This window comes from Flavobacterium aquiphilum (assembly GCF_027111335.1).
Lineage (GTDB): Bacteria > Bacteroidota > Bacteroidia > Flavobacteriales > Flavobacteriaceae > Flavobacterium > Flavobacterium aquiphilum.
Genome location: NZ_CP114288.1, coordinates 890,952 through 911,208 on the forward strand (window position 1 = coordinate 890,952; position 20,257 = coordinate 911,208).

At 34.7% G+C, this 20,257-nt stretch carries 18 protein-coding genes; 14 read left to right on the forward strand and 4 right to left on the reverse strand.

Going from position 1 to position 20,257, the window contains the following annotated elements:
• Nucleotides 1-58: 58 nt before the first annotated feature.
• From OZP12_RS03700 to OZP12_RS03725, 6 genes are all read left to right on the forward strand, one after another.
• A complete protein-coding gene (locus OZP12_RS03700) occupies nt 59-2,353 on the forward strand; it encodes a glycoside hydrolase family 65 protein (protein ID WP_281227700.1) in 2,295 nt (764 codons plus the stop codon).
• 68 nt (nt 2,354-2,421) lie between these two features.
• Nucleotides 2,422-4,260, forward strand: coding sequence for a glycoside hydrolase family 13 protein (locus OZP12_RS03705; protein WP_281227701.1), 1,839 nt, complete (start codon nt 2,422-2,424; stop codon nt 4,258-4,260).
• A 190-nt stretch (nt 4,261-4,450) separates the two neighbouring features.
• The gene (locus OZP12_RS03710; protein ID WP_281227702.1) at nt 4,451-6,838 is read left to right on the forward strand and encodes a glycoside hydrolase family 31 protein; all 2,388 of its coding nucleotides are present in this window, start codon (nt 4,451-4,453) and stop codon (nt 6,836-6,838) included.
• Nucleotide 6,839: 1 nt separating this feature from the next.
• The gene (locus tag OZP12_RS03715; RefSeq protein ID WP_281227703.1) at nt 6,840-8,504 is read left to right on the forward strand and encodes an alpha-amylase family glycosyl hydrolase; all 1,665 of its coding nucleotides are present in this window, start codon (nt 6,840-6,842) and stop codon (nt 8,502-8,504) included.
• Nucleotides 8,505-8,847: 343 nt separating this feature from the next.
• Entirely contained in the window at nt 8,848-9,525 is a 678-nt protein-coding gene (locus OZP12_RS03720) for a glycerophosphodiester phosphodiesterase (RefSeq protein WP_281227705.1), read from the forward strand.
• Nucleotides 9,526-9,712: 187 nt separating this feature from the next.
• Nucleotides 9,713-10,921: a BaiN/RdsA family NAD(P)/FAD-dependent oxidoreductase gene (locus tag OZP12_RS03725; protein WP_281227706.1), complete on the forward strand. Its 1,209-nt coding sequence runs from the start codon at nt 9,713-9,715 to the stop codon at nt 10,919-10,921.
• 87 nt (nt 10,922-11,008) lie between these two features.
• Here OZP12_RS03725 and OZP12_RS03730 read toward each other — a convergent pair whose 3' ends face one another.
• The gene (locus OZP12_RS03730) at nt 11,009-12,307 is read right to left on the reverse strand and encodes a TlpA family protein disulfide reductase (RefSeq protein WP_281227707.1); all 1,299 of its coding nucleotides are present in this window, start codon (nt 12,305-12,307) and stop codon (nt 11,009-11,011) included.
• A 253-nt stretch (nt 12,308-12,560) separates the two neighbouring features.
• Here OZP12_RS03730 and bamP point away from each other — a divergent pair, with 253 nt between their 5' ends.
• The gene (gene bamP, locus OZP12_RS03735) at nt 12,561-13,310 is read left to right on the forward strand and encodes a BamP family beta-barrel-assembly machinery protein (RefSeq protein ID WP_281227708.1); all 750 of its coding nucleotides are present in this window, start codon (nt 12,561-12,563) and stop codon (nt 13,308-13,310) included.
• Between the two features lie 25 nt (nt 13,311-13,335).
• Here the strand turns inward: bamP and OZP12_RS03740 are convergent, their stop codons facing one another.
• Nucleotides 13,336-13,812 carry a TspO/MBR family protein gene (locus OZP12_RS03740; RefSeq protein ID WP_281227709.1) on the reverse strand — a complete coding sequence of 159 codons (477 nt, stop codon included), beginning with the start codon at nt 13,810-13,812 and terminating at the stop codon, nt 13,336-13,338.
• An 86-nt stretch (nt 13,813-13,898) separates the two neighbouring features.
• Here OZP12_RS03740 and OZP12_RS03745 point away from each other — a divergent pair, with 86 nt between their 5' ends.
• The 7 genes from OZP12_RS03745 to OZP12_RS03775 all read left to right on the forward strand — a co-directional run bounded on the left by OZP12_RS03745 (nt 13,899) and on the right by OZP12_RS03775 (nt 18,900).
• Nucleotides 13,899-14,981, forward strand: a complete 1,083-nt coding sequence (locus OZP12_RS03745) for a diphosphomevalonate decarboxylase (RefSeq protein WP_281227710.1) — start codon at nt 13,899-13,901, stop codon at nt 14,979-14,981.
• A 41-nt stretch (nt 14,982-15,022) separates the two neighbouring features.
• Nucleotides 15,023-15,217: a hypothetical protein gene (locus OZP12_RS03750; protein ID WP_281227711.1), complete on the forward strand. Its 195-nt coding sequence runs from the start codon at nt 15,023-15,025 to the stop codon at nt 15,215-15,217.
• A gap of 28 nt (nt 15,218-15,245) precedes the next feature.
• The gene (locus tag OZP12_RS03755; RefSeq protein ID WP_281227712.1) at nt 15,246-15,464 is read left to right on the forward strand and encodes a hypothetical protein; all 219 of its coding nucleotides are present in this window, start codon (nt 15,246-15,248) and stop codon (nt 15,462-15,464) included.
• Nucleotides 15,464-15,769 carry a type II toxin-antitoxin system RelE/ParE family toxin gene (locus OZP12_RS03760; RefSeq protein ID WP_281227713.1) on the forward strand — a complete coding sequence of 102 codons (306 nt, stop codon included), beginning with the start codon at nt 15,464-15,466 and terminating at the stop codon, nt 15,767-15,769. Before OZP12_RS03755 ends, OZP12_RS03760 begins: the two co-directional genes overlap by 1 nt.
• Before the next feature lie 43 nt (nt 15,770-15,812).
• A complete protein-coding gene (locus OZP12_RS03765; protein WP_281227714.1) occupies nt 15,813-16,751 on the forward strand; it encodes a mevalonate kinase family protein in 939 nt (312 codons plus the stop codon).
• A gap of 56 nt (nt 16,752-16,807) precedes the next feature.
• The gene (locus OZP12_RS03770) at nt 16,808-17,764 is read left to right on the forward strand and encodes a geranylgeranylglycerol-phosphate geranylgeranyltransferase (protein ID WP_281227715.1); all 957 of its coding nucleotides are present in this window, start codon (nt 16,808-16,810) and stop codon (nt 17,762-17,764) included.
• A gap of 227 nt (nt 17,765-17,991) precedes the next feature.
• On the forward strand, nt 17,992-18,900 hold the full coding sequence (locus tag OZP12_RS03775) for a pseudouridine synthase (protein WP_281227716.1): 909 nt from the start codon (nt 17,992-17,994) through the stop codon (nt 18,898-18,900).
• A 60-nt stretch (nt 18,901-18,960) separates the two neighbouring features.
• On the opposite strand, the gene OZP12_RS03780 is transcribed toward OZP12_RS03775, so the two are convergent.
• Together OZP12_RS03780 and OZP12_RS03785 are read right to left on the reverse strand one after the other, a co-directional pair.
• Nucleotides 18,961-19,419 carry a hypothetical protein gene (locus OZP12_RS03780; protein ID WP_281227717.1) on the reverse strand — a complete coding sequence of 153 codons (459 nt, stop codon included), beginning with the start codon at nt 19,417-19,419 and terminating at the stop codon, nt 18,961-18,963.
• A 381-nt stretch (nt 19,420-19,800) separates the two neighbouring features.
• Nucleotides 19,801-20,223: a response regulator gene (locus OZP12_RS03785; RefSeq protein WP_281227718.1), complete on the reverse strand. Its 423-nt coding sequence runs from the start codon at nt 20,221-20,223 to the stop codon at nt 19,801-19,803.
• Nucleotides 20,224-20,257: the final 34 nt, after the last annotated feature.

Consider the following 20,257-nt stretch of genomic DNA (forward strand, 5'->3'; position numbering starts at 1 on the left):
GAAGCAAAGAGGTGTTTCGTTCTCGAACTTCAAACCTTACTTTAAATTAAAATATAAAATGAATCAAGATTATATAAAACCGGACAATTGGTCTATCATTGAAGAAGGATTTGATAGAGAGCGCGTAAAATCATCTGAAAGTCTTTTCAGTATTGGAAATGGTGCTATGGGACAGAGAGCCAATTTCGAGGAGAATTTTTCAGGTGAAACTTTTCAGGGAAGTTATATCGCAGGAATCTATTATCCTGACAAAACCAAAGTGGGCTGGTGGAAAAACGGTTATCCAAAATATTTTGCCAAAGTATTGAATGCCCCAAACTGGATTGGTATCAATATTGAAATCAATGGAGAAGATTTTGATTTGAACTCATGTACCGAGGTTAAAAATTTCCGTCGTGAGTTGAACATGAAAGAGGGTTGGTACCATCGTTCTTTTGAGGCAACTTTGAAAAACGGAACAGAAATAGCTGTTGATATCCGACGTTTTCTTTCTTTAGATTTGGATGAAGTTGGGGTGATTAATTATGAAATTACGCCTTTGAATAAAGATGCCAAAATCATTTACAAACCGTACATCGATGCTGGAGTAACCAATGAAGATGCCAACTGGGAAGAAAAATTTTGGGAACCATTAGACGTTAAAAAATCAGGGAATGAAGCATTTGTTACGGCTCAAACCTTCAAAACGCATTTTAAAGTAACAACCTTTATGCAAAATACCATTTGGGCTAGAGGGGAAAAACAAAATATGTCCCCAACATCGATAGATACTTCATCAGATAAAATTTTATTTTACTACGATGTTATTACTGCCAAAGGTGAAAAATCGGGAATTCAAAAAATTGGTGGATATACTGTTTCGTTGAATCATGCCGATACTGTTTCGGCAGCCGAAAAAGTGATACAAGCTGCTTTGGCAAAAGGATATAAACAATTGTTGCAAGACCAAATTGATGCTTGGGCTAAAATCTGGGAGATGTCAGACATCACTATCGATGGTGACGTAAAAGCGCAACAGGGAATCCGTTTTAATATTTTCCAACTAAATCAAACCTATTCAGGTAAAGACTCCCGTTTGAATATTGGACCAAAAGGATTCACCGGAGAGAAATACGGAGGATCTACTTATTGGGATACTGAGGCGTACTGTATTCCATTTTACATGGCGACCAAAGACCAACAAGTGGCACGAAATTTATTGACATACCGTTACAATCAATTGGATAAAGCCATCGAAAATGCGGAAGTAAATCTAGGTTTCAAAAATGGTGCTGCTCTGTATCCAATGGTTACTATGAACGGTGAAGAATGTCATAACGAGTGGGAAATTACCCATGAAGAAATCCATAGAAATGGTGCGATTGCTTTTGCAATTTACAATTACCACCGTTTTACTGGCGACTACTCCTATATTCCGGAGAAAGGATTGGAAGTGTTAATTGGTATTGCCCGTTTTTGGCACCAAAGAGCTTCTTTTTCCAAAGACAAAAATCAATATGTGATTTTGGGAGTAACTGGACCAAATGAATACGAAAACAATATCAACAATAATTTTTATACCAATTATATTGCCAAATGGTGTATTGATTATGCCTATGAGCAAATTCAAAAAGTGTCATTGGAATATCCGTCAGACCATAAACGTATTATAGAAAAAGTAAAACTTTCGGAAGCGGAATTGGAAGAATGGAACAAAGTGGCAGGTAATATGTATTTCCCAAGATCCGAGGAAATGGGTATTTATTTGCAACAAGATGGTTTCTTGGACAAGGATTTGGTTCGCGTAAAAGATTTGGATCGTTCGCAAAGACCAATTAACCAAAAATGGTCTTGGGATCGTGTATTGCGTTCGCCATATATCAAACAGGCTGACGTATTGCAGTGTTTTTATTTCTTTGAAGATCATTTTTCAAAAGATGAATTGGAGCGTAATTTCGATTTTTACGAATCATTTACGGTGCATGAAAGTTCACTTTCTCCTTGCGTTCACTCGATTCAGGCCGCTTTGTTGGATAAAATGGACATGGCCTATGCTTTCTATTTAAGAACTTCCCGCTTGGATCTTGACGATTACAACAAAGAGGTTGAAGAAGGTTGTCACATTACATCTATGGCGGGAACTTGGATGAGTATTGTAGAAGGATTTGGAGGAATGAGAGTGAAAAATGACCAACTTCATTTCTCTCCAAAGATTCCAAAAGAATGGGGAGGCTATTCTTTTAAAATCAATTTCAGAAACCAAATTCTGAAAATTTCGGTTGATCATAAGGAAACCAAATTCACTTTGGAAGGAACTAACGAACTAACCGTTTATGTAAACGGAGCTCCAGTTTTGGTTCATCCAAATCACTAAAATAAATCATTAAAATAAACCCTTTCCAAGTTTTACTTCGAAAGGGTTTTAAAATTATATAAAAGAATATGAAGAAAATTATCATTTTAATGCTTTTTTTCTCTTTATCGGTTTTTGCCCAAATTGATAGAGTTGAGCCTCCATTTTGGTATGCAGGAATGCACAATCCGGAATTGCAGATTATGTTTTATGGCAAAAATATCGCTGAAAATGAAGTGTCAGTATCTCAAAATATTGTAATCAAAGAAGTAAAAAAGACCGAAAACCCAAATTATCTTTTTGTTACAATTGACACTAAAAATGTGACTGCACAAGATTTAGTTTTTTCATTTTCTAAAAACAAAAAAGTCGCTTTCACAAAAAAATACAGTTTAAAACAAAGAAGGGAAAATTCGGCTTTGAGAAAAGGTTATGATGCCTCCGATTTGATTTATTTGATAATGTCCGATCGTTTTGCGAATGGAAATCCTAAAAACGACAGCAACAAATCGGTTACTGAAAAAGGAAACAGAGCGCTTCCCGGCGGAAGACACGGCGGTGATATTGCTGGTATGATTCAGCATTTGGATTACATAAAAGAATTGGGAGCAACGGCACTTTGGCCGACACCGCTTTGCGAAGACAACGATAAAGCTTATTCGTACCACACTTACGGACAATCTGATGTTTACAAAATCGATCCCCGTTTTGGTACCAATGAAGAATATGTACAGCTTTCGGCTGAATTGCACAAACGCGACATGAAACTCATCATGGATTATGTAACGAATCATTGGGGAGCCGAACATTGGATGATGAAGGATTTGCCAACTTATGAATGGATTCATCAGTTTCCGGGTTATGCCCAAACCAATTACAGAATGACCACTCAGTTTGACCCAAACGCATCGCAGATTGATGCTAAAATGTGCATGGACGGCTGGTTTGTAAAATCAATGCCGGATTTGAATCAGTCGAATCCATTGGTGAATACCTATTTGAAACAAAACGCCATTTGGTGGATTGAATATGCTAATTTGGATGGTTTCCGTGTAGATACTTATTCCTATTGTGACAAAAAAGGTATCGCCGAATGGACAAAAGCCATTACTGATGAATACCCAAATTTCAACATTGTTGGGGAAGTCTGGATGCACGATCAGGCGCAAATGGCCTTTTGGCAGAAAGACAGCAAGATAGCAGCCATACAAAATTATAATTCCTATTTGCCTTCTGTAATGGATTTCACATTGACCGAAACTTTGGCCAAAGTATTTAATGAAGATAATGGCAAGTGGAATGAAGGAATGGTCAATATTTATGAAAATTTCACCAATGATTTTCTGTATCCAAATATCAACAGCATAATGATTTTTGCTGAAAATCACGACACAAACCGTTTCAATGAAATTTATCAAAAAGATTTATCGAAGTATAAAATGGCAATGACTTTGCTGGCTACCGTTCGAGGGATTCCGCAGATTTATTATGGTTCTGAGATTGGAATGGCAGGAAGCAAAGACAAAGACGGTGACGCGGCTATTCGTCAGGATTTCCCTGGAGGCTGGGCTGGAGACAGTAATAATGCTTTCGCAAAAGAAGGAAGAACGGCTGAGCAGCAGCAGTTTTTTGATTTCTCATCAAAGTTGTTCAATTGGAGAAAAACCAATGATGCCGTGCATTTCGGGAAGATGAAACATTACATTCCAGAGAATAATGTCTATGTGTATTTCAGATATACTGATTCCAAAGCGGTTATGGTGGTCATCAATAACAATAAGGAATCTAAAACTTTTGCAACTAACCGTTTTGAGGAAAGTTTGGTGAATTATTCAACTGGAAACGATGTGCTTTCAGGAAAATCAATTGATTTGAAAAATGACATCACCATTGAAGGAAAATCGGTTTTGATATTGGAATTGAAGTAATTTTTTTAAACCATTAAGATATTAAGTTTCATTAAGTAAAGCTTAATAATCTTTATGTTTTAAACAAAAAATAGTTAACCATTAAGATATTAAGATTCATTTAGAAAAACTTTGCGATTCATATTTAATCAGATTAGAGACAGAGCTTAATAACCTTAATATCTTAATGGTTCAAAATTTTAGATTAGTTATGAAAAAAATAATTTTATTCCTTTTAATTTCAAGTCTTTCTTTTGCCCAAAACGCAAACAGGAAATTTGAAAGTTATAAAGTAGTCCAAAACACTTTGGAAATAAAAACATCTGACGGGCAGTATTTCATAAAACCCTATTCGGATAAAATAATTGAAACCACTTTTTTGCCGACAGGCGAAAAATCAAATTCCAATTCGCATGCCGTTGTTTTAACTCCCGAAAAAACGGCTTTTAAAGTAAAGCAAACTCAAAATGAATTGGTGTATTCTTCTAATGGAATTTCGGTTTCCATTGCAAAAAGCCCTTTCCAAATTACCTATTTGTACAAAAACAAAGAGTTGATTTCGGAGAAAAACGGATATGTAAAACGAAATACAAACAGCAAAGAACAGCCACAGGAAACATTAGAATTTAATGTGGATGCATCCGAAGCGTTTTATGGTGCCGGAGCGAGAGCATTGGGTATGAACCGTCGCGGAAACCGTTTGGAATTGTACAACCAAGCTGATTATGGATATGGAACACATTCTAAGAAAATGAATTTCTCGATTCCGTTGGTAATGTCTTCCAAAATTTATGCGGTTCATTTTGATAACGGTGCCATCGGGTGGTTGGATTTGGACAGCAAAAAAGACAATACTTTGGTGTATGAAACTATTTCGGGACGAAAAACCTATCAGGTGATTGCAGGTGATTCGTGGGTTGGTTTGACTTCAAATTACACGGCTTTGACAGGAAGACAACCGCTTATTCCTCGTTGGGTTTTGGGGAATTTCTCTAGTAGATTTGGGTATCATTCACAGGAAGAAGTGACGAAAACCATTGATAAATATTTGAAAGATGAAATCCCTGTCGATGCCATTATTCTTGATTTGTATTGGTTCGGGAAAACGGTTACAGGAACGATGGGGAATTTGGATTGGGACAAAGACAATTTCTCTGATCCAAAGAAAATGATAAGCGATTTGAACGGTAAAGGAGTTAAAACCGTTCTGATTACCGAGCCTTTTATATTGACAACTTCAAGTAGATGGCAAGATGCTGTCGATAAGAAAGTTTTGGCAACAGATAATGCTGGAAACCCATTCAAATACGATTTCTTTTTCGGGAATACGGGACTTGTCGATGTATTTAAACCTGAAGGGAAAACTTGGTTTTGGAACATTTATAAAAATCTAATCAATCAAGGAGTTGGCGGTTGGTGGGGCGATTTGGGAGAACCCGAAGTGTTTCCGTCAGCGTCATTTACCGCACAGGGAAAAGCAGATGAAGTGCACAATATTTACGGCCATACTTGGGCCAAAATGATTGACGAAGGCTATGCAAAGGATTTTCCAAATGTGCGTCCATTTATTCTAATGCGTGCCGGATATTCGGGATCACAGCATTACGGAATGATTCCGTGGTCGGGTGATGTGAGTCGCAGTTGGGAAGGATTACAATCGCAACCCGAAATCGCATTGCAGATGGGAATGCAGGGAATGGCATATATGCATTCGGATTTGGGAGGATTTGCAGGAGATTATTTCGACAATGAGTTGTATGTTCGTTGGTTGCAGTACGGCGTATTTCAGCCGGTTTATCGTCCGCACGCGCAGGAAGATGTGGCTTCGGAACCGGTTAATAAAGATATTTTGACCAAAGCCAAAGTCAAAAAACAAATTGAGTTGCGCTACCAAATGTTGCCGTACAATTACACTTTGGCTTTCGAAAATAACAACAAAGGTTTGCCATTGATGCGTCCTTTATTTTTTGAGGAACCAACCAATGAAAGGCTATTGAACTCTTGCGATTCCTATTTGTGGGGAAATGATTTTTTGGTGACACCAATTACCAAAGCAGGAGTTACCAACACAACTGTTTATTTCCCAAAAGGCAACAATTGGTTTGATTTTTATACAGGACAAAAACACGAAGCAGGAAATACGGAGAACATTGCTGTTTCGGCAGATAATATTCCGGTATTTGTTCGCGGAGGCTCATTTGTCCCGATGATTAAAACCATTCAGAACACGACAAAATATTCGTTGGCTAATTTTGATTTGCATTTTTATTTTGATGAAAAAACAATGTCAAGTTCAGGGAAATTATACAATGATGATGGATTGACACCAAATGCTTTCGAAAAGGGAGCTTACGAAATTTTGAATTTTTCAAACAACGCTTCCGCAAAAGTTATTACATTGAAAATAACTACTACAGTTGGAAAAGCATTTGTAAGTGCCGACAAAAATGTTACTTTATTGGTTCATAATATCAGTTCAAAACCAACGAAAGTTACCGTTAACGGCGTGAATGTTGATTTTAAAACCAATGCTTCCACGCTTGAAATTCCGGTAGCATTGAAAAAAGGATTAGATAACGAAATCAAAATACAGCTATAAAATGATTAGAAAAACAATACTATCACTGTCGTTTTTGTTGGCAACGACTTTAGCATTTGCACAAGCGAAAAAACACACTGTCGCAAAAACCGAGAAAACACCTTTCGTTTGGGAAGGAGCTAATTTATATTTTTTGATGACCGACCGTTTTAATAATGGCGACAAATCGAATGATGTAAATTATAACAGAACTAAAACTGCCGGAAAACTTCGCGGTTTTGAAGGTGGCGACCTTAAAGGAATTATTCAAAAAATAGACGAAGGTTACTTTACAAAATTAGGAATCAACGTGATTTGGTTTACACCTATCGTCGAACAAATTCATGACGGAGTCGATGAAGGAACAGGGTTTAGTTATGGATTTCATGGTTATTGGACAAGGGATTGGACGGCTTTGGATCCTAACTTCGGAACCAAAAAAGACTTAGCCGAATTGGTTAAAAAAGCGCACGCAAAAGGAATCCGAATCATGCTTGATGGGGTAATCAATCATACGGGACCGGTTACGCCTGTCGATACTGTTTGGCCTGAAGATTGGGTTCGCACGGGACCAAATTGCAAATACAGCAATTTTGAAAATACAACAGCTTGTACGTTGGTATCGAATTTACCTGATGTAAAAACCGAAAGCAAAGTTGCCGTTGCACTGCCTCCTTTTTTGGTTGAAAAATGGAAAGCCGAAGGAAGATATGAAAAGGAAGTGGCTTCATTGGATGCTTTTTTCAAAAGAACAGGTTATCCAAGAACTCCAAAATATTACATCATAAAATGGTTGACAGATTATATTACTGAGTTCGGAATTGACGGTTACCGCGCCGACACGGTGAAGCACACAGACGAAAGCGTTTGGGCTGATTTTAAAATCCAATGTGATTACGCTTTCGCACAATGGAAAAAAAATAATCCGACGAAAGTTTTGGACAATAATCCGTTTTACACCATTGCCGAAGTTTATAATTACAACATTAGTAACGGAAAACTGTTCGATTTTGGGGACAAAAAAGTAGATTATTATGCGAATGGTTTTACGGCTATGATCAATTTTGAATTCAAAAGCGATGCTCAAAAAGACTATTCTATTCTGTTTTCAAAATATTCCGGCTTACTGAACAATCAATTGAAAGGCAATAGTGTTCTGAATTATTTGTCTTCTCACGACGATGGTGGGCCTTTTGATGCCAAACGTACCAAAAGCATCGAAAGCGGAACAAAATTACTTTTGACTCCCGGTATTTCGCAAATGTATTATGGCGATGAATCTGCTCGTTCCCTTGTGGTCGAAGGGACTCAGGGCGATGCCACATTGCGTTCTAATATGAATTGGGAAGCCATAAAAACAAATTCCGAAACTCAAAAAGTGTTGTTGCATTGGCAAAAATTAGGTCAGTTCAGAAAGAACCACCCTTCTGTTGGAGCGGGTGTGAATACCGAAATTTCAGCAAAACCGTATGTTTGTTCACGAACTTTTACCAAAGGAAAATATACAGACACTGTCATAATCGGATTGAATTTGGCTTCAGGCAAAAAAGAAATTCCCGTAGGTTCAGCCTTCAAGGAAGGAGCCAAAGTTAGGGATGCCTATTCCGGAAAAACAGCAACCGTTTTGAAAGGGAAAGTTACTGTTGACAGCGAATTCGACATTGTTTTGTTGGAATCGATGAAGTAAATTTAAAAGCATTTCCTTAGTTTGTAAAGTGTTTTTTGCCACGGATTTGCACAGATTCACACAGATTTTGGATTGTCTAAAAAAATCTGTGAAAATCTTTTAATCTGTCGCTAATTTTTTTGGAGCAGAACCATTAGGCATTTTTAGCAAGCATTGATCCCGCTTTGCACTGCAATCTTGCGGGTCTCGTCTTTTAGGGACGAGACCCACAAGGATTTTCGTTTCAATCGGGGCTAGGGGGAAACATTTGTGATTTTTTGGATTCAAAATGTTCTAAAAAATAAATTACACTAAAACGCCTTTAGAAATGAAGGCGTTTTTTTATTTTAGTAAGATGAAAAAAATGCTAAAAATAGGGCACCGAGGATCCAAAGGATACGAACCCGAAAACACTTTGGTTTCGTTTGAAAAAGCAATTGCAATGGAGGCAGACGGAATCGAATTGGATGTGCATCTTAGTATAGACGGACATTTGATTGTCATCCACGACGAAACCATCGATAGGACAACCAATGGAAAAGGAGTTGTAAACCAATTGACATTGCAGGAACTAAAATCCTTTACAATTAATGAAAAACACACGATTCCAACATTGGATGAGGTTTTGGATTTGGTTAACCAAAGATGTTTTGTAAATATTGAATTAAAAAATCAGGATACAGCGGAGAAAGTGGTTCAATTGATAGAACATTATATTTCAGAAAAAAACTGGAGAAAAGAACATTTTATAGTTTCCAGTTTCGATTGGAATGCCGTGCAACAAGTCCGATTTTTGAATAGCGATATCCGAATTGGAGTTTTAACCGAAACCGATATTGATTTGGCCATTTCTTTTGCCCGATTCATGAAAGCCGAAGCTTTACATCCCGATTTTCAATTATTGACAAAGGATTATACCACCAAAATTCAGGAGAAAGGAATCCTTGTTTTTCCGTGGACAGTAAATGAAATTGATGATATTCAAAAAATGAAATCGTTAAAAGTGGATGGCATCATCACTGATTTTTTGGATAGGGTTTAAAAATGTTAAACACGAATTACACTAATTATCACGAATTAAAACCTCTTTTAAAATTACACGAATTCTAAAAACAACTAGAATTTGTGTAATTATATTTCAACTTTGTATATAATTCGTGCCAATTAGTGTAATTCGTGTTTGTTTTTTTTAATGTTTACATTTGCACTTTAATTTCTTCGCAAAAAACATGATTCAAAATTTTGACATACTCGTTGTTGGCGGCGGCGCTTCCGGTTTTTTTACGGCTATTAATATCGTGGAGAAAAACCCGAAAATAAAAGTTGCCATTTTAGAAAGAGGAGCTGAAGTATTGGCAAAAGTTCGCGTTTCCGGAGGCGGTCGCTGTAATGTGACACATGCCTGTTTCGAGCCTAATGAGTTGGTCAAATTTTATCCGCGTGGAGAAAAAGAGCTACGTGGCCCATTTCATCAGTTTTGTTCGGGTGATACTATTGAATGGTTCGAAAGACATGGAGTAGAGTTGAAAATTGAAGAGGACGGCCGTATGTTTCCTGTTTCAAATTCATCGCAAACCATAATTGATTGTTTTGTTAAAGCTACCCAAAAGCTTGGAATCAAAGTTTTCACAGGACAAAGTGTGCAGTCCATTTTTAAAAAAGACAATTTTTGGAAAGTGGAGACGCAAAATGAAAATTACATTGCTGAAAAATTAGTTCTTGCCACAGGCAGCAACCCGAAAATTTGGGAAATGTTGCAAAAACAAGGACACATAATTGTGAGTCCAGTTCCATCTTTATTTACCTTCAATATAAAAGATTCCCGAATTAAAGAATTACCAGGAGTTTCAGCTCAAGTTACCGTAAAAGTAAAAGACACTAAACTGACTTCAACAGGTCCATTGTTAATTACGCATTGGGGAATGAGCGGCCCGGCAATCTTGAAATTATCGGCTTGGGGTGCGCGGATTTTACACGACAAGAATTATCAGTTTACCATTTATGTGAATTGGCTCAACGAGCTTGATGCCGAAGATGCGGAGAAAATTTTAAAAACCACCAAACAAGAACACGCCAAAAAATCGGTTTCCAAAAAATCGGCTGTTGATTTAACTAATCGTCTTTGGGAAAGTCTAGTTCTAGCTTCAGGAATTCCTGCAGATACCAAATGGGCTGATTTGTCCAAAAACCAATTGCAAAACTTGGTAAATCAATTGACGAATGGCACTTTTCAGGTAAATGGTAAAAGCACTTTCAAAGAAGAATTCGTAACCGCCGGCGGAATCGATTTAAAAGAAATCAACTTCAAAACCATGGAGAGTAAATTTCACGAGAATCTTTATTTTGCTGGAGAAATCATGAATATCGACGCCATTACCGGCGGATTCAATTTCCAGAATGCTTGGACAAGTGGGTTTATTGTGGCGAATGCTATTTAAAATGTTTTTATCAATAAAAAATTCTTCTCTTTACAAATATTTAAAAAGGGTATATTGGTCTTCGATTTTTTTTTTGGGATATTATTGTTACAGATGTTCTTCAATCAATGTTTGAATTTCGGTGCTGGATGGCCTTGGAGCATCAGGATTTATTATTTTTCCATCTTTACCAAACAATACAAAACGTGGAATAGTGGATACATTTATTTCATTTAATAATTCATCCTGATTTGATTTTGTAAGCAAAAAACTATTTTCTTTATTCAGAATGTCATTGTATTGATCCATTGCTTTTTGCCAGGCAGTGCTGCTTTTGTCTATGGATAGAAATATAAAAGCTACATTAGGGTATTTTTGTATCAGTTTTTTTTCACTGGGGAACTCTTCTCGACATGGCATACACCATGATGCCCAAAAATCGACCAAAACTAATTTTCCAATATGCTTTTTTATGATATTTTGCAAAATTATCGGTGCAGTTTTCGGTTGTAAATCTTGGTTTATAGCTTTAAGATATTCTTGATTTTTGCAGTTTTTTCTAAATATATCAATGCTTTGTTTATCAACTACTGTTTTTATGAATCGGTCATTTAAAGCACTATTAATATTGGAATATAATAAGTAATCTATAATTTTTTGATTAGTAAAGTTTTTGGCTATGAATTCCATTCTAGTATGTAAATCATTTTTTAAGTTTGATTTTTTCAAAGATTTTGCGACATAATTACATAGTAATGATTTGTATCCTTCAATGTTTAACAACACATCAGCTTCATCAAAAGTTTTTTCTATTGACAAGAATGTATCTTGATTTATAATTTCGTTTTCTAATTCATTATACTTGATTAAACACCAATACATTGTAGTGAAATATTGATAGAATTCTTTTGAAATTTTATCGTTTCTATAATAGCTTTCCATTAATTCTTGCTCTTTAACGTACTCTTTATCAAAATATTTTGGAAGTTTATTCAATAATCGTATTTGTTTAAGCTCATTGTAATCAGAAATGTTTTCAGTTTTTCCATATTTTTGAAAACAATCATTTATAAACTCAGATTCTAATTTTCGATATTTGTTAGAGGGACAAGAATAATTTATTAACCCTTTATCATTTATATCAAATTCAATTGTTTCATTCGGTAAGGAGAAAATAAGAGTATTTCTATAAATTTGATTGCACAATAATGTTGTAGGGCTGTTTAATGTGAATTTTAAATTCCGATTGTTTTTATTAAGGACAGTAGGTGTGTGTAATGATTCTATTGATTGACAAGTTAAAAGGATGTTGTCTTCACTATCACCAATATATTTTATAAAAATATTTTGTGAAAATGAGAATGTTGAAATTAAAAATAGCAGGAATGTTTTTTTAAATTCTATCATAGTGAATGTTATTTTTATGTCTTTAGCTTTTTTGCTTTAATAAATCATCTGTGTATGTATCAATTCATTTCATTTACTTGATCTTTGCAAAATCGAATGTACGAATATTATTCAAATTGATAAATGCAATTGTTTTCGTTGTAATTGTTATTAATGCTATGATTAAATGTTTAATTAACAAAAATTTACGTTAATTCTAAGTTTTTCTTATGGACTATTGAGATAAATTTACTTTCAAAATAATCCTACATATATGAAAGTAAAATTACCCTTTGTTTTATTTTTGCTTACAAGTCAACTTAGTATTTCACAAATAGATAAAACTATTAAAGGAAAAGTTTCTTCTGAAGGTTTTTTGCTTCAAAAAGTGGATGTAATCAATAAAACATCCAAAAAATCAACTATCACAAATGAAAAAGGAGAATTTATAATTGAAGCGAAGGCTTATGATAATCTTATTTTTTATGCTAAGGAATTTCAATCGAAAGAAATAAAACTTAGGCCAGACCAAATTGAGCAAAACAATTTGGATATTATCATGTTCAAAAAACCGGAAGAATTAGATGAGGTAGTGGTAAAAAAAATAGCACCTGTTAAAATTGGACTTGATAAAAAATGGGAACAGCAAAAAAATGATGCGATAACATTAGATAGAAAATCCAATACACCAAAAACTGGAGTTTATGACGGTAGCATTGAGAATGGAATCGATTTTATGAGAATTGGGAAAATGATTGTAGGTCTGTTTGGCAAAGGCGAAGAAAAAGAAGAAAAGGAAGCTCTCCCAAAAATTGAATTTGCCGAATTAGCAAAAAATATCTGCGAAGAAAAATTTTATCTGGAGACTTTAAAATTAAAATCGGATGAAATTGATCTCTTTCTTCAATTTTGTGATGCAGATCCTAAATCTAAAAGTCTAATTACTAATCATAACAAACTTAGTATGATGGATTTTTTGATGGCGAAAAATAAAGAGTTTAAAAATCTACCAGTTTTAAAGTAATTTTTTTGGTTAAAATACATGCTGATTACCTATTCAACCACCAAATACTTCCGTTTAAAACAGCCGCAAAAGAAATCCAAAGTAAATAAGGAACAAACAAATAGCCTGAAATTTTGTTGATTTTGGCAAATTGGACATAGGTTTCATAAACCATCAACCATAGTATAATTATTTCCAATCCGGCCAACATTGGGTTTTTTAGCCCAAAAAACAAATACGACCACAAGGCGTTTAGCGCCAATTGAATGGCGAAAAACTGCAATGCTTTTTTAACGGATTCTTTTTCAAAGTCGATTCGGTCCCAAACCAACCCGGCAGCGATTCCCATCATGATATAAAGCATACTCCAAACCGGCGCAAAAACCCAATTGGGCGGGTTAAAACTCGGTTTTGTCAAAGTGGGATACCAAGTTGTTATCGCCGAACGGGTAACTATTCCGGAGAAATAACCAACAACTAGACAAGTGACAACAATAGATAATATTCGGGTAATCTTATTCATTTCTTTTGATTTTAGCAAAGCCAAAATTACTTAAAAACTTTATAAGGATTATCCAAAAAAAGTATCTTTGCCGAAAATTACTATTTATGTTAGAAATTGCCGATTTTATCCCATCAAAATATAATAACACCATAGATCGGGGAAGTTTTTCCTGGAGTGCTCCCAGTAACATTGCCTTGGTGAAATATTGGGGAAAAAAAGACAAGCAGATTCCCGCAAATCCGTCCGTCAGTTTTACGTTGAACAATTGTAAAACGATCACTTCTTTGGCTTTTGCCAAAAAACAAAACGACGGCAATTTCTCTTTCGATTTATTATTCGAAGGAAAACCCAAGGAAGACTTCAAACCCAAAATTCAAAAATTTTTGGAAAGAGTTGAGGTATATCTCCCGTTTCTGAAAGATTATCATTTTACAATCGATACACAAAACACCTTTCCGCACAGTTCAGGAATCGCTTCGTCTGCTTCGGGAATGGCGGCGTTGGCGATGAATTTTATGAGTTTGGAAAAAGCCCTAAATCCAGCAATGACCGAAGAATATTTTCTGAGTAAAGCTTCGTTTTTGGCACGATTAGGTTCGGGAAGTGCCTGCCGAAGCGTGAAAGGTCAAGTGGTGGTTTGGGGAAATCAGTCGAATATAAAAAGAAGCACCGATTTGTATGGAGTTGAATATCCGTATGAAATTCATCCTGTTTTCAATAATTTTCAGGACACAATTTTATTGGTTGACAAGGGAGAAAAACAGGTTTCGAGCACGGTTGGCCATGATTTGATGCACAACCACCCATTTGCCGAAAGGCGTTTTGCCCAAGCGCATGAAAATTTGGATAAATTGATTCCGGTTTTCAAAAATGGTGATTTGGAGGAATTTATCAAAATTGTGGAAAGCGAGGCTTTGACACTACATGCGATGATGATGACTTCTTTGCCGTATTTTATTTTGATGAAACCGAATACGTTGCAGATTATCAATGCGATTTGGAAGTTTAGAAACGAGACTAAAATTCCGGTTTGTTTCACTTTAGATGCGGGAGCAAATGTGCATGTTTTGTATCCAAATGAGTTCAAAGAAAACGTATTGCAATTTATTAAGGCAGAATTAGTTGGCTATTGCCAAAATGGTCAGTATCTTTGCGACGAAATTGGAAACGGGGCTTTATCAAATTGACACTTTTTTTTCGTATCTTTAATTCTAAATTGTTTGTAATTATGGACTTAAATGCGGAAAAACTAGAACTAATCAAGAAGATAACAAAAACCAATGATGCGCATCTTCTTAAAAAACTCAAAGCCATCTTTGAAAGAAAAGAAAGAGGCATTTGGAACGAATTAACACCCGAACAGAAGGAAGTGATTAATTTAGGGATACATTATGAAAATCGTGGAGATGAAATCGATTTTTGAATAAATGATTAACTTTAATTAAGGAATCATGGACATACAATTTGAAAAAGCGGAATTAATGAAAAAGTTGGAAGAGACCAACGATGTTTCAATAATTGAGGCTATTAAAAATATTTTTAAATCTGAAAAAAAAGATTTTTGGGAGGAATTGTCAGAAGAGCAAAAAGAAACCATAAACGAATCAATGCTACAATTTGAAAATGGTGAATTTATGTCTTTTGAAGATTTTATAAAGCCCTATTTATAATGATGAAAAGGGAAGTAGTAATTACTTCTAGGGCTCAAACCGAAATTCAAACTATTTTGGAGTATTTGGAAATAAAATGGAACGAAAAAACAAAAAGGAAATTTGCCAATAAGATTAATTCGATTATGATTCAGATTGTTAAAAATCCTGAATTATTTCCGGTTTCTACTGTGAATAAAAAAATCAGAAAAGCAGTTGTCAGTAGGCAATCTTCTTTGTTTTATCATTTTAACAATAAGTATATCGTTGTGGTTTCTTTGTTTGACACTAGACAAAATCCATCAAAAATTAAAAAAACACAATAATTCCCAATGTCAAATTGGAATTAAAATCAATAAATATCCTCAAATGAAAGGACCTTTATTTTACTCAAAAATATTACTCTTTGGAGAGTACGGAATTATTCGCGATTCAAAGGGATTGTCAATACCTTACAATTTTTACAATGGAGCTTTAAAGAAAAGTGAAAATCCTTCAGATGAAGCGATTCAGTCTAATGGGCATTTGAAACGATTTGTAGCTTATTTGGAGCAATTGCAAAAAGATCAGCCAAACTTGGTGACTTTTGATTTGGTGACTTTAAATAATGATGTGGAGACGGGAATGTATTTTGATTCCAGCATTCCGCAAGGATACGGAGTGGGAAGCAGCGGTGCTTTGGTGGCTGCTATTTATGACAAATATGCCCAAGATAAAATTACTGTTTTAGAGAATTTGACACGTGAAAAGTTATTGACTCTAAAAACAATTTTTTCTCAAATGGAGAGTTTTTTCCATGGGAAAAGTTCCGGACTTGATCCTTTGAATAGTTATTTGAGCATACCAATTTTAATTAATTCCAAAGACAATATTGAAGCAACAGGAATTCCTACCCAAAGCTTTGACGGAAAAGGAGCAGTGTTTTTATTGGATTCTGGAATCGTTGGGGAAACAGCTCCAATGGTTAATATTTTTATGGAAAACCTTAAAGACAAAGGGTTTCGTGCGATGCTGAAAAACCAATTTGTAAAATATACGGATGCCTGTGTGGAGAATTTTTTGGGCGGCGACATGAAATCATTATTTGAAAACACCAAAAAATTATCAAAAGTGGTACTGAATAATTTCAAGCCGATGATTCCTGAGCAATTTCATGGCATTTGGCAAGAAGGTATAGAGTCAAATGACTATTATCTGAAACTGTGCGGATCAGGCGGTGGTGGTTATATACTTGGATTCACTCAAGATTTGGAAAAGGCAAAAGAGTCATTGAAGGATTTTAAATTGGAAGTTGTTTATCAATTTTAATTTTATTTAAAACGAACGCTTTTATTGGCATTACACATAAACCCCAAACAAACTCCATGTTAAGCAGACAGCAAAAACTATTTGTGTTAAAGATTGTGAGTTTGTTCTCAGTGGTTAGAGGTTATAATATTCCTATTATTGCTTTGGCTCAATACTTATCTGCGATTTTTATATTGGCTCCTGAGAAAAGGGCTTTGTCGGTATTATTGGATTTTCAGCTTTTTATAATTGTATTGGCATCTAGTTTGGCTATTGCTTCAGGTTATATTATCAATAGTTTTTATGATAGTAAAAAAGATTTGATTAATAAGCCTAATAAATCTCAATTAGATCGATTGGTGAGTCAAAACACCAAATTGAAAGTCTATTTCGGGCTTAATTTCTTTGTGGCTTTAATTGCGTTTTTTGTTTCTTTCAGAGCAGTTTTATTCTTTTCGGCTTATATTTTCCTGATTTGGTTTTATTCTCATAAAATAAAAAAGTATCCTATCGTGGGAAATCTTATGGCCGCCTTTCTGGCAATATTGCCTTTTTTTGGGATACTCCTTTATTATTATTTAAAAATGCCATTGTATGAAATCGAAAGTAATAGTGGTAAGCTTGCTGTTATACTTTCTCATGGAGCATTTGTTTTTTTGTTAATACTTATAAGGGAAATGATAAAAGACCTGGAAAATCTAAAAGGTGATTTTGCCAGTGATTACAAAACTATCCCGATTATTTACGGAGAAAAAGTTTCTAAAAAAATTATTACCGGATTGGCGATTCTCACAATTGTTCCGGTTTATTTTTTAATCAATGTTTATGATGTTGGTTATATGGATATTTACTTTTATTTTGGATTCATAATTATGATTTTTTTCCTACTGTATTTATGGAAATGGGAAACAAAGGAAAAGTATGTTTTGTTGCATAATGTTTTGAAATTTCTAATTGTTGCCGGGGTATTTTGTATTGTCTTGATCAACCCGAGCGTTTTGTGGCACGGAAAAAATTTATTGTTGAAGATTTAAGACATTAATCGGAGTTTGATTATTTATGAAAACAAAATGTTGAGCCTTAGCCACGATGGGAGCAAGTATCCTTTTATGTTGGGGTTCAACATAAAAGATACTGCGGACAGCGGGACCTATGTTGATAGAAAGCAAAATGTTCCTGCTCCTAAAAAATAATTAATACAATTGTTAAAAATCGTTTCCCAACATATAAATACTATCTTTGCATCAAATTTTAGAATATTATGGAGAATAAAGGAGGCAATAATAAGAGAAGCGGTGCTAGACCAACTGGTTCAAGACCGGGTCTTAACAAGTCTAAACCTGCGTTGCCAAAAAGAGCACAGGGGCCTAAAAAAGCAAAACCAAATACTAAGTTCCCAGATACTGCCACGAATAAAGTAGAGAGAAAGCCGGATCAGGCTCCAAAAAGAGCTAAGGCGAAAGACGAGATTCGTTTGAACAAATACATCGCAAATTCGGGGGTTTGTTCCAGACGTGATGCGGATATTTATATTCAGTCAGGGAATGTGAAAGTGAATGGTGTTTCGGTTACTGAAATGGGTTATCTGGTAAAACCGGGAGATGTCGTTAATTTTGACGGGACAGTTATTACGCCTGAGAAAAAAGTGTATATCTTGTTGAATAAACCTAAAAATTTCACTACAGCTTTGGATGAAGGTCAGGAGTATAGAAATGTATTGGAATTGGTAAAAGGGTCAACGACTTCGAAAATAGCTCCAATTGGTAGAATGGACAAAAACACTACAGGATTGTTGGTGTTTACCAATGATACCGATATGATCCGTAAGTTTACGTTGCCGAATCAAAAATCACCCAAAATATACCAAGTTTCCTTAGATAAAAATTTAAAATTTGAGGATTTGGAAAAGATTGCAAAAGGACTTGTGTTGGAAGGACACCGAGTTCATGTTGAGGAAGTAAGTTATATTGAAGGAGAGGCAAAAAGTGAAATCGGAATTAAAATAAGGTCTGCCAATATTAAAGTTGTACGTTCGATATTTGAAAATTTCAAATATGATGTGCTTAAAATTGACCGTGTTGCATTTGCCGGTTTGACAAAGAAAAACTTACCGCGAGGTAATTGGAGAGTTCTTACAGATCAAGAGATTATCAATTTGAAGAATGCATAATCTTTAGAAAATATTTTTAGATCCCTTTCGTCCTTAAGATGCAAAGGGATTTTTTTTGAGTTAGAGCTTAAAAATTTTACTAAAAAAGTGTGTTTTTGAGCTGGTTTTCACTAAGGTGTTGGAGTCGGAGTAAGCATCGTTATATTCAAAATTTGAATATCCCAAAAGTACCCGAATGCCTTCAGGGACATTATTTAAGATTAATTTTTTTTGCGAATTTAAATCGTCTTGAATAATTGCCGCTTTTTGTTTTTCATTTGCAAAATGCGATAATATTAGCATGACAGCAAAATTTAAGATGGCTCCCGCAGTATCACTTTTGATGCCAATTTCATTTGAGATCATTTCGGATATGCGTCCTTTTTTGGAAGAAAAAATTGCATTGAGAGGATTAAAACCTTCGTGTTCAAATGAGTAATTTATCGAGGAAATTTTACCGTTTTCAAATTCTGTGGTTTTGTAAAATTCGGTGAAGGTTATCGATTCTATAATTTTGTCAAATAAAGTGGAGTTGTCCATTATATTTTCGAGGCCAATGAGAACAGTACAAATACTCGTATCTATAGATTTTCTCAATAGTTGATCGTTTTCTTCAAATTTTTTACAAAATATTGAAATTAATGGCGAAGTTATAATGTTTCGTAGTTGAATAAGTAAAACGGGGGTCATATTTTATCTTTTATCAAACAAATTTTTATTTGTACAGGCTCTAAATAATCGACAAAACGCCTAATTTTCCGATTATTGGATAAATATATAAAAAAATTAACAATGACCAATAAAAAATATTTATTTGTTAAAAAAACGTACATGACGTTATAAAAGGACTTTTTTTCTGTTTTTTTAATAAATTAGCATGAAAAGTTTTTTTGGTAACCGTAAGAATATATATTATTTTAATTATTCTGGAAAAAACGTATTCATAATCGAAGTCAATCCTTCGAGGGTAAGTGCTTTGTTTTGAAAACCTGAAATTGCTTTAAAATTTGAAGCTTTTTCTCTGTCATCAGGGTTTAGCGAGCTGGTAAGCATGACAATTATTATATGGCCTTTTTGGTTTTCGTCCAATTTTTCAAAAGCTTCGGCAAATTCCCATCCATCCATTACCGGCATATTGATATCCAGTAAAATGAGCATAGGTTGTGGAAATATGTTATCCTCTTTTTGGTATTGACCACTATTTGTTAAGTAGTCTAATGCTTGTTTTCCATTCAAAACGGTTTCAATATGGTCTGTAATTCCAGCTTTTTTGATTATCATTTTGCTGATGAAATTGGTTGCCATATCATCATCAATTAGTAAAACAGAATTTAATTTTTTCATTTTTTTTGAGATTAGTATGTCTTTAATTTTTTGA

Excerpts from the sequence above, each read along its gene's own strand:
- OZP12_RS03760 (WP_281227713.1), top strand. The coding sequence starts at position 15,464 with ATGATGAAAAGGGAAGTAGTAATTACTTCTAGGGCTCAAACCGAAATT.
- OZP12_RS03720 (WP_281227705.1), top strand. The coding sequence starts at position 8,848 with ATGCTAAAAATAGGGCACCGAGGATCCAAAGGATACGAACCCGAAAAC.
- OZP12_RS03775 (WP_281227716.1), top strand. The coding sequence starts at position 17,992 with ATGGAGAATAAAGGAGGCAATAATAAGAGAAGCGGTGCTAGACCAACT.
- OZP12_RS03765 (WP_281227714.1), top strand. The coding sequence starts at position 15,813 with ATGAAAGGACCTTTATTTTACTCAAAAATATTACTCTTTGGAGAGTAC.
- OZP12_RS03705 (WP_281227701.1), top strand. The coding sequence starts at position 2,422 with ATGAAGAAAATTATCATTTTAATGCTTTTTTTCTCTTTATCGGTTTTT.
- OZP12_RS03785 (WP_281227718.1), bottom strand. The coding sequence starts at position 20,223 with ATGAAAAAATTAAATTCTGTTTTACTAATTGATGATGATATGGCAACC.
- OZP12_RS03755 (WP_281227712.1), top strand. The coding sequence starts at position 15,246 with ATGGACATACAATTTGAAAAAGCGGAATTAATGAAAAAGTTGGAAGAG.
- OZP12_RS03700 (WP_281227700.1), top strand. The coding sequence starts at position 59 with ATGAATCAAGATTATATAAAACCGGACAATTGGTCTATCATTGAAGAA.
- bamP (WP_281227708.1), top strand. The coding sequence starts at position 12,561 with ATGAAAGTAAAATTACCCTTTGTTTTATTTTTGCTTACAAGTCAACTT.
- OZP12_RS03725 (WP_281227706.1), top strand. The coding sequence starts at position 9,713 with ATGATTCAAAATTTTGACATACTCGTTGTTGGCGGCGGCGCTTCCGGT.
- OZP12_RS03745 (WP_281227710.1), top strand. The coding sequence starts at position 13,899 with ATGTTAGAAATTGCCGATTTTATCCCATCAAAATATAATAACACCATA.
- OZP12_RS03730 (WP_281227707.1), bottom strand. The coding sequence starts at position 12,307 with ATGATAGAATTTAAAAAAACATTCCTGCTATTTTTAATTTCAACATTC.
- OZP12_RS03770 (WP_281227715.1), top strand. The coding sequence starts at position 16,808 with ATGTTAAGCAGACAGCAAAAACTATTTGTGTTAAAGATTGTGAGTTTG.
- OZP12_RS03715 (WP_281227703.1), top strand. The coding sequence starts at position 6,840 with ATGATTAGAAAAACAATACTATCACTGTCGTTTTTGTTGGCAACGACT.
- OZP12_RS03710 (WP_281227702.1), top strand. The coding sequence starts at position 4,451 with ATGAAAAAAATAATTTTATTCCTTTTAATTTCAAGTCTTTCTTTTGCC.
- OZP12_RS03780 (WP_281227717.1), bottom strand. The coding sequence starts at position 19,419 with ATGGACAACTCCACTTTATTTGACAAAATTATAGAATCGATAACCTTC.
- OZP12_RS03750 (WP_281227711.1), top strand. The coding sequence starts at position 15,023 with ATGGACTTAAATGCGGAAAAACTAGAACTAATCAAGAAGATAACAAAA.
- OZP12_RS03740 (WP_281227709.1), bottom strand. The coding sequence starts at position 13,812 with ATGAATAAGATTACCCGAATATTATCTATTGTTGTCACTTGTCTAGTT.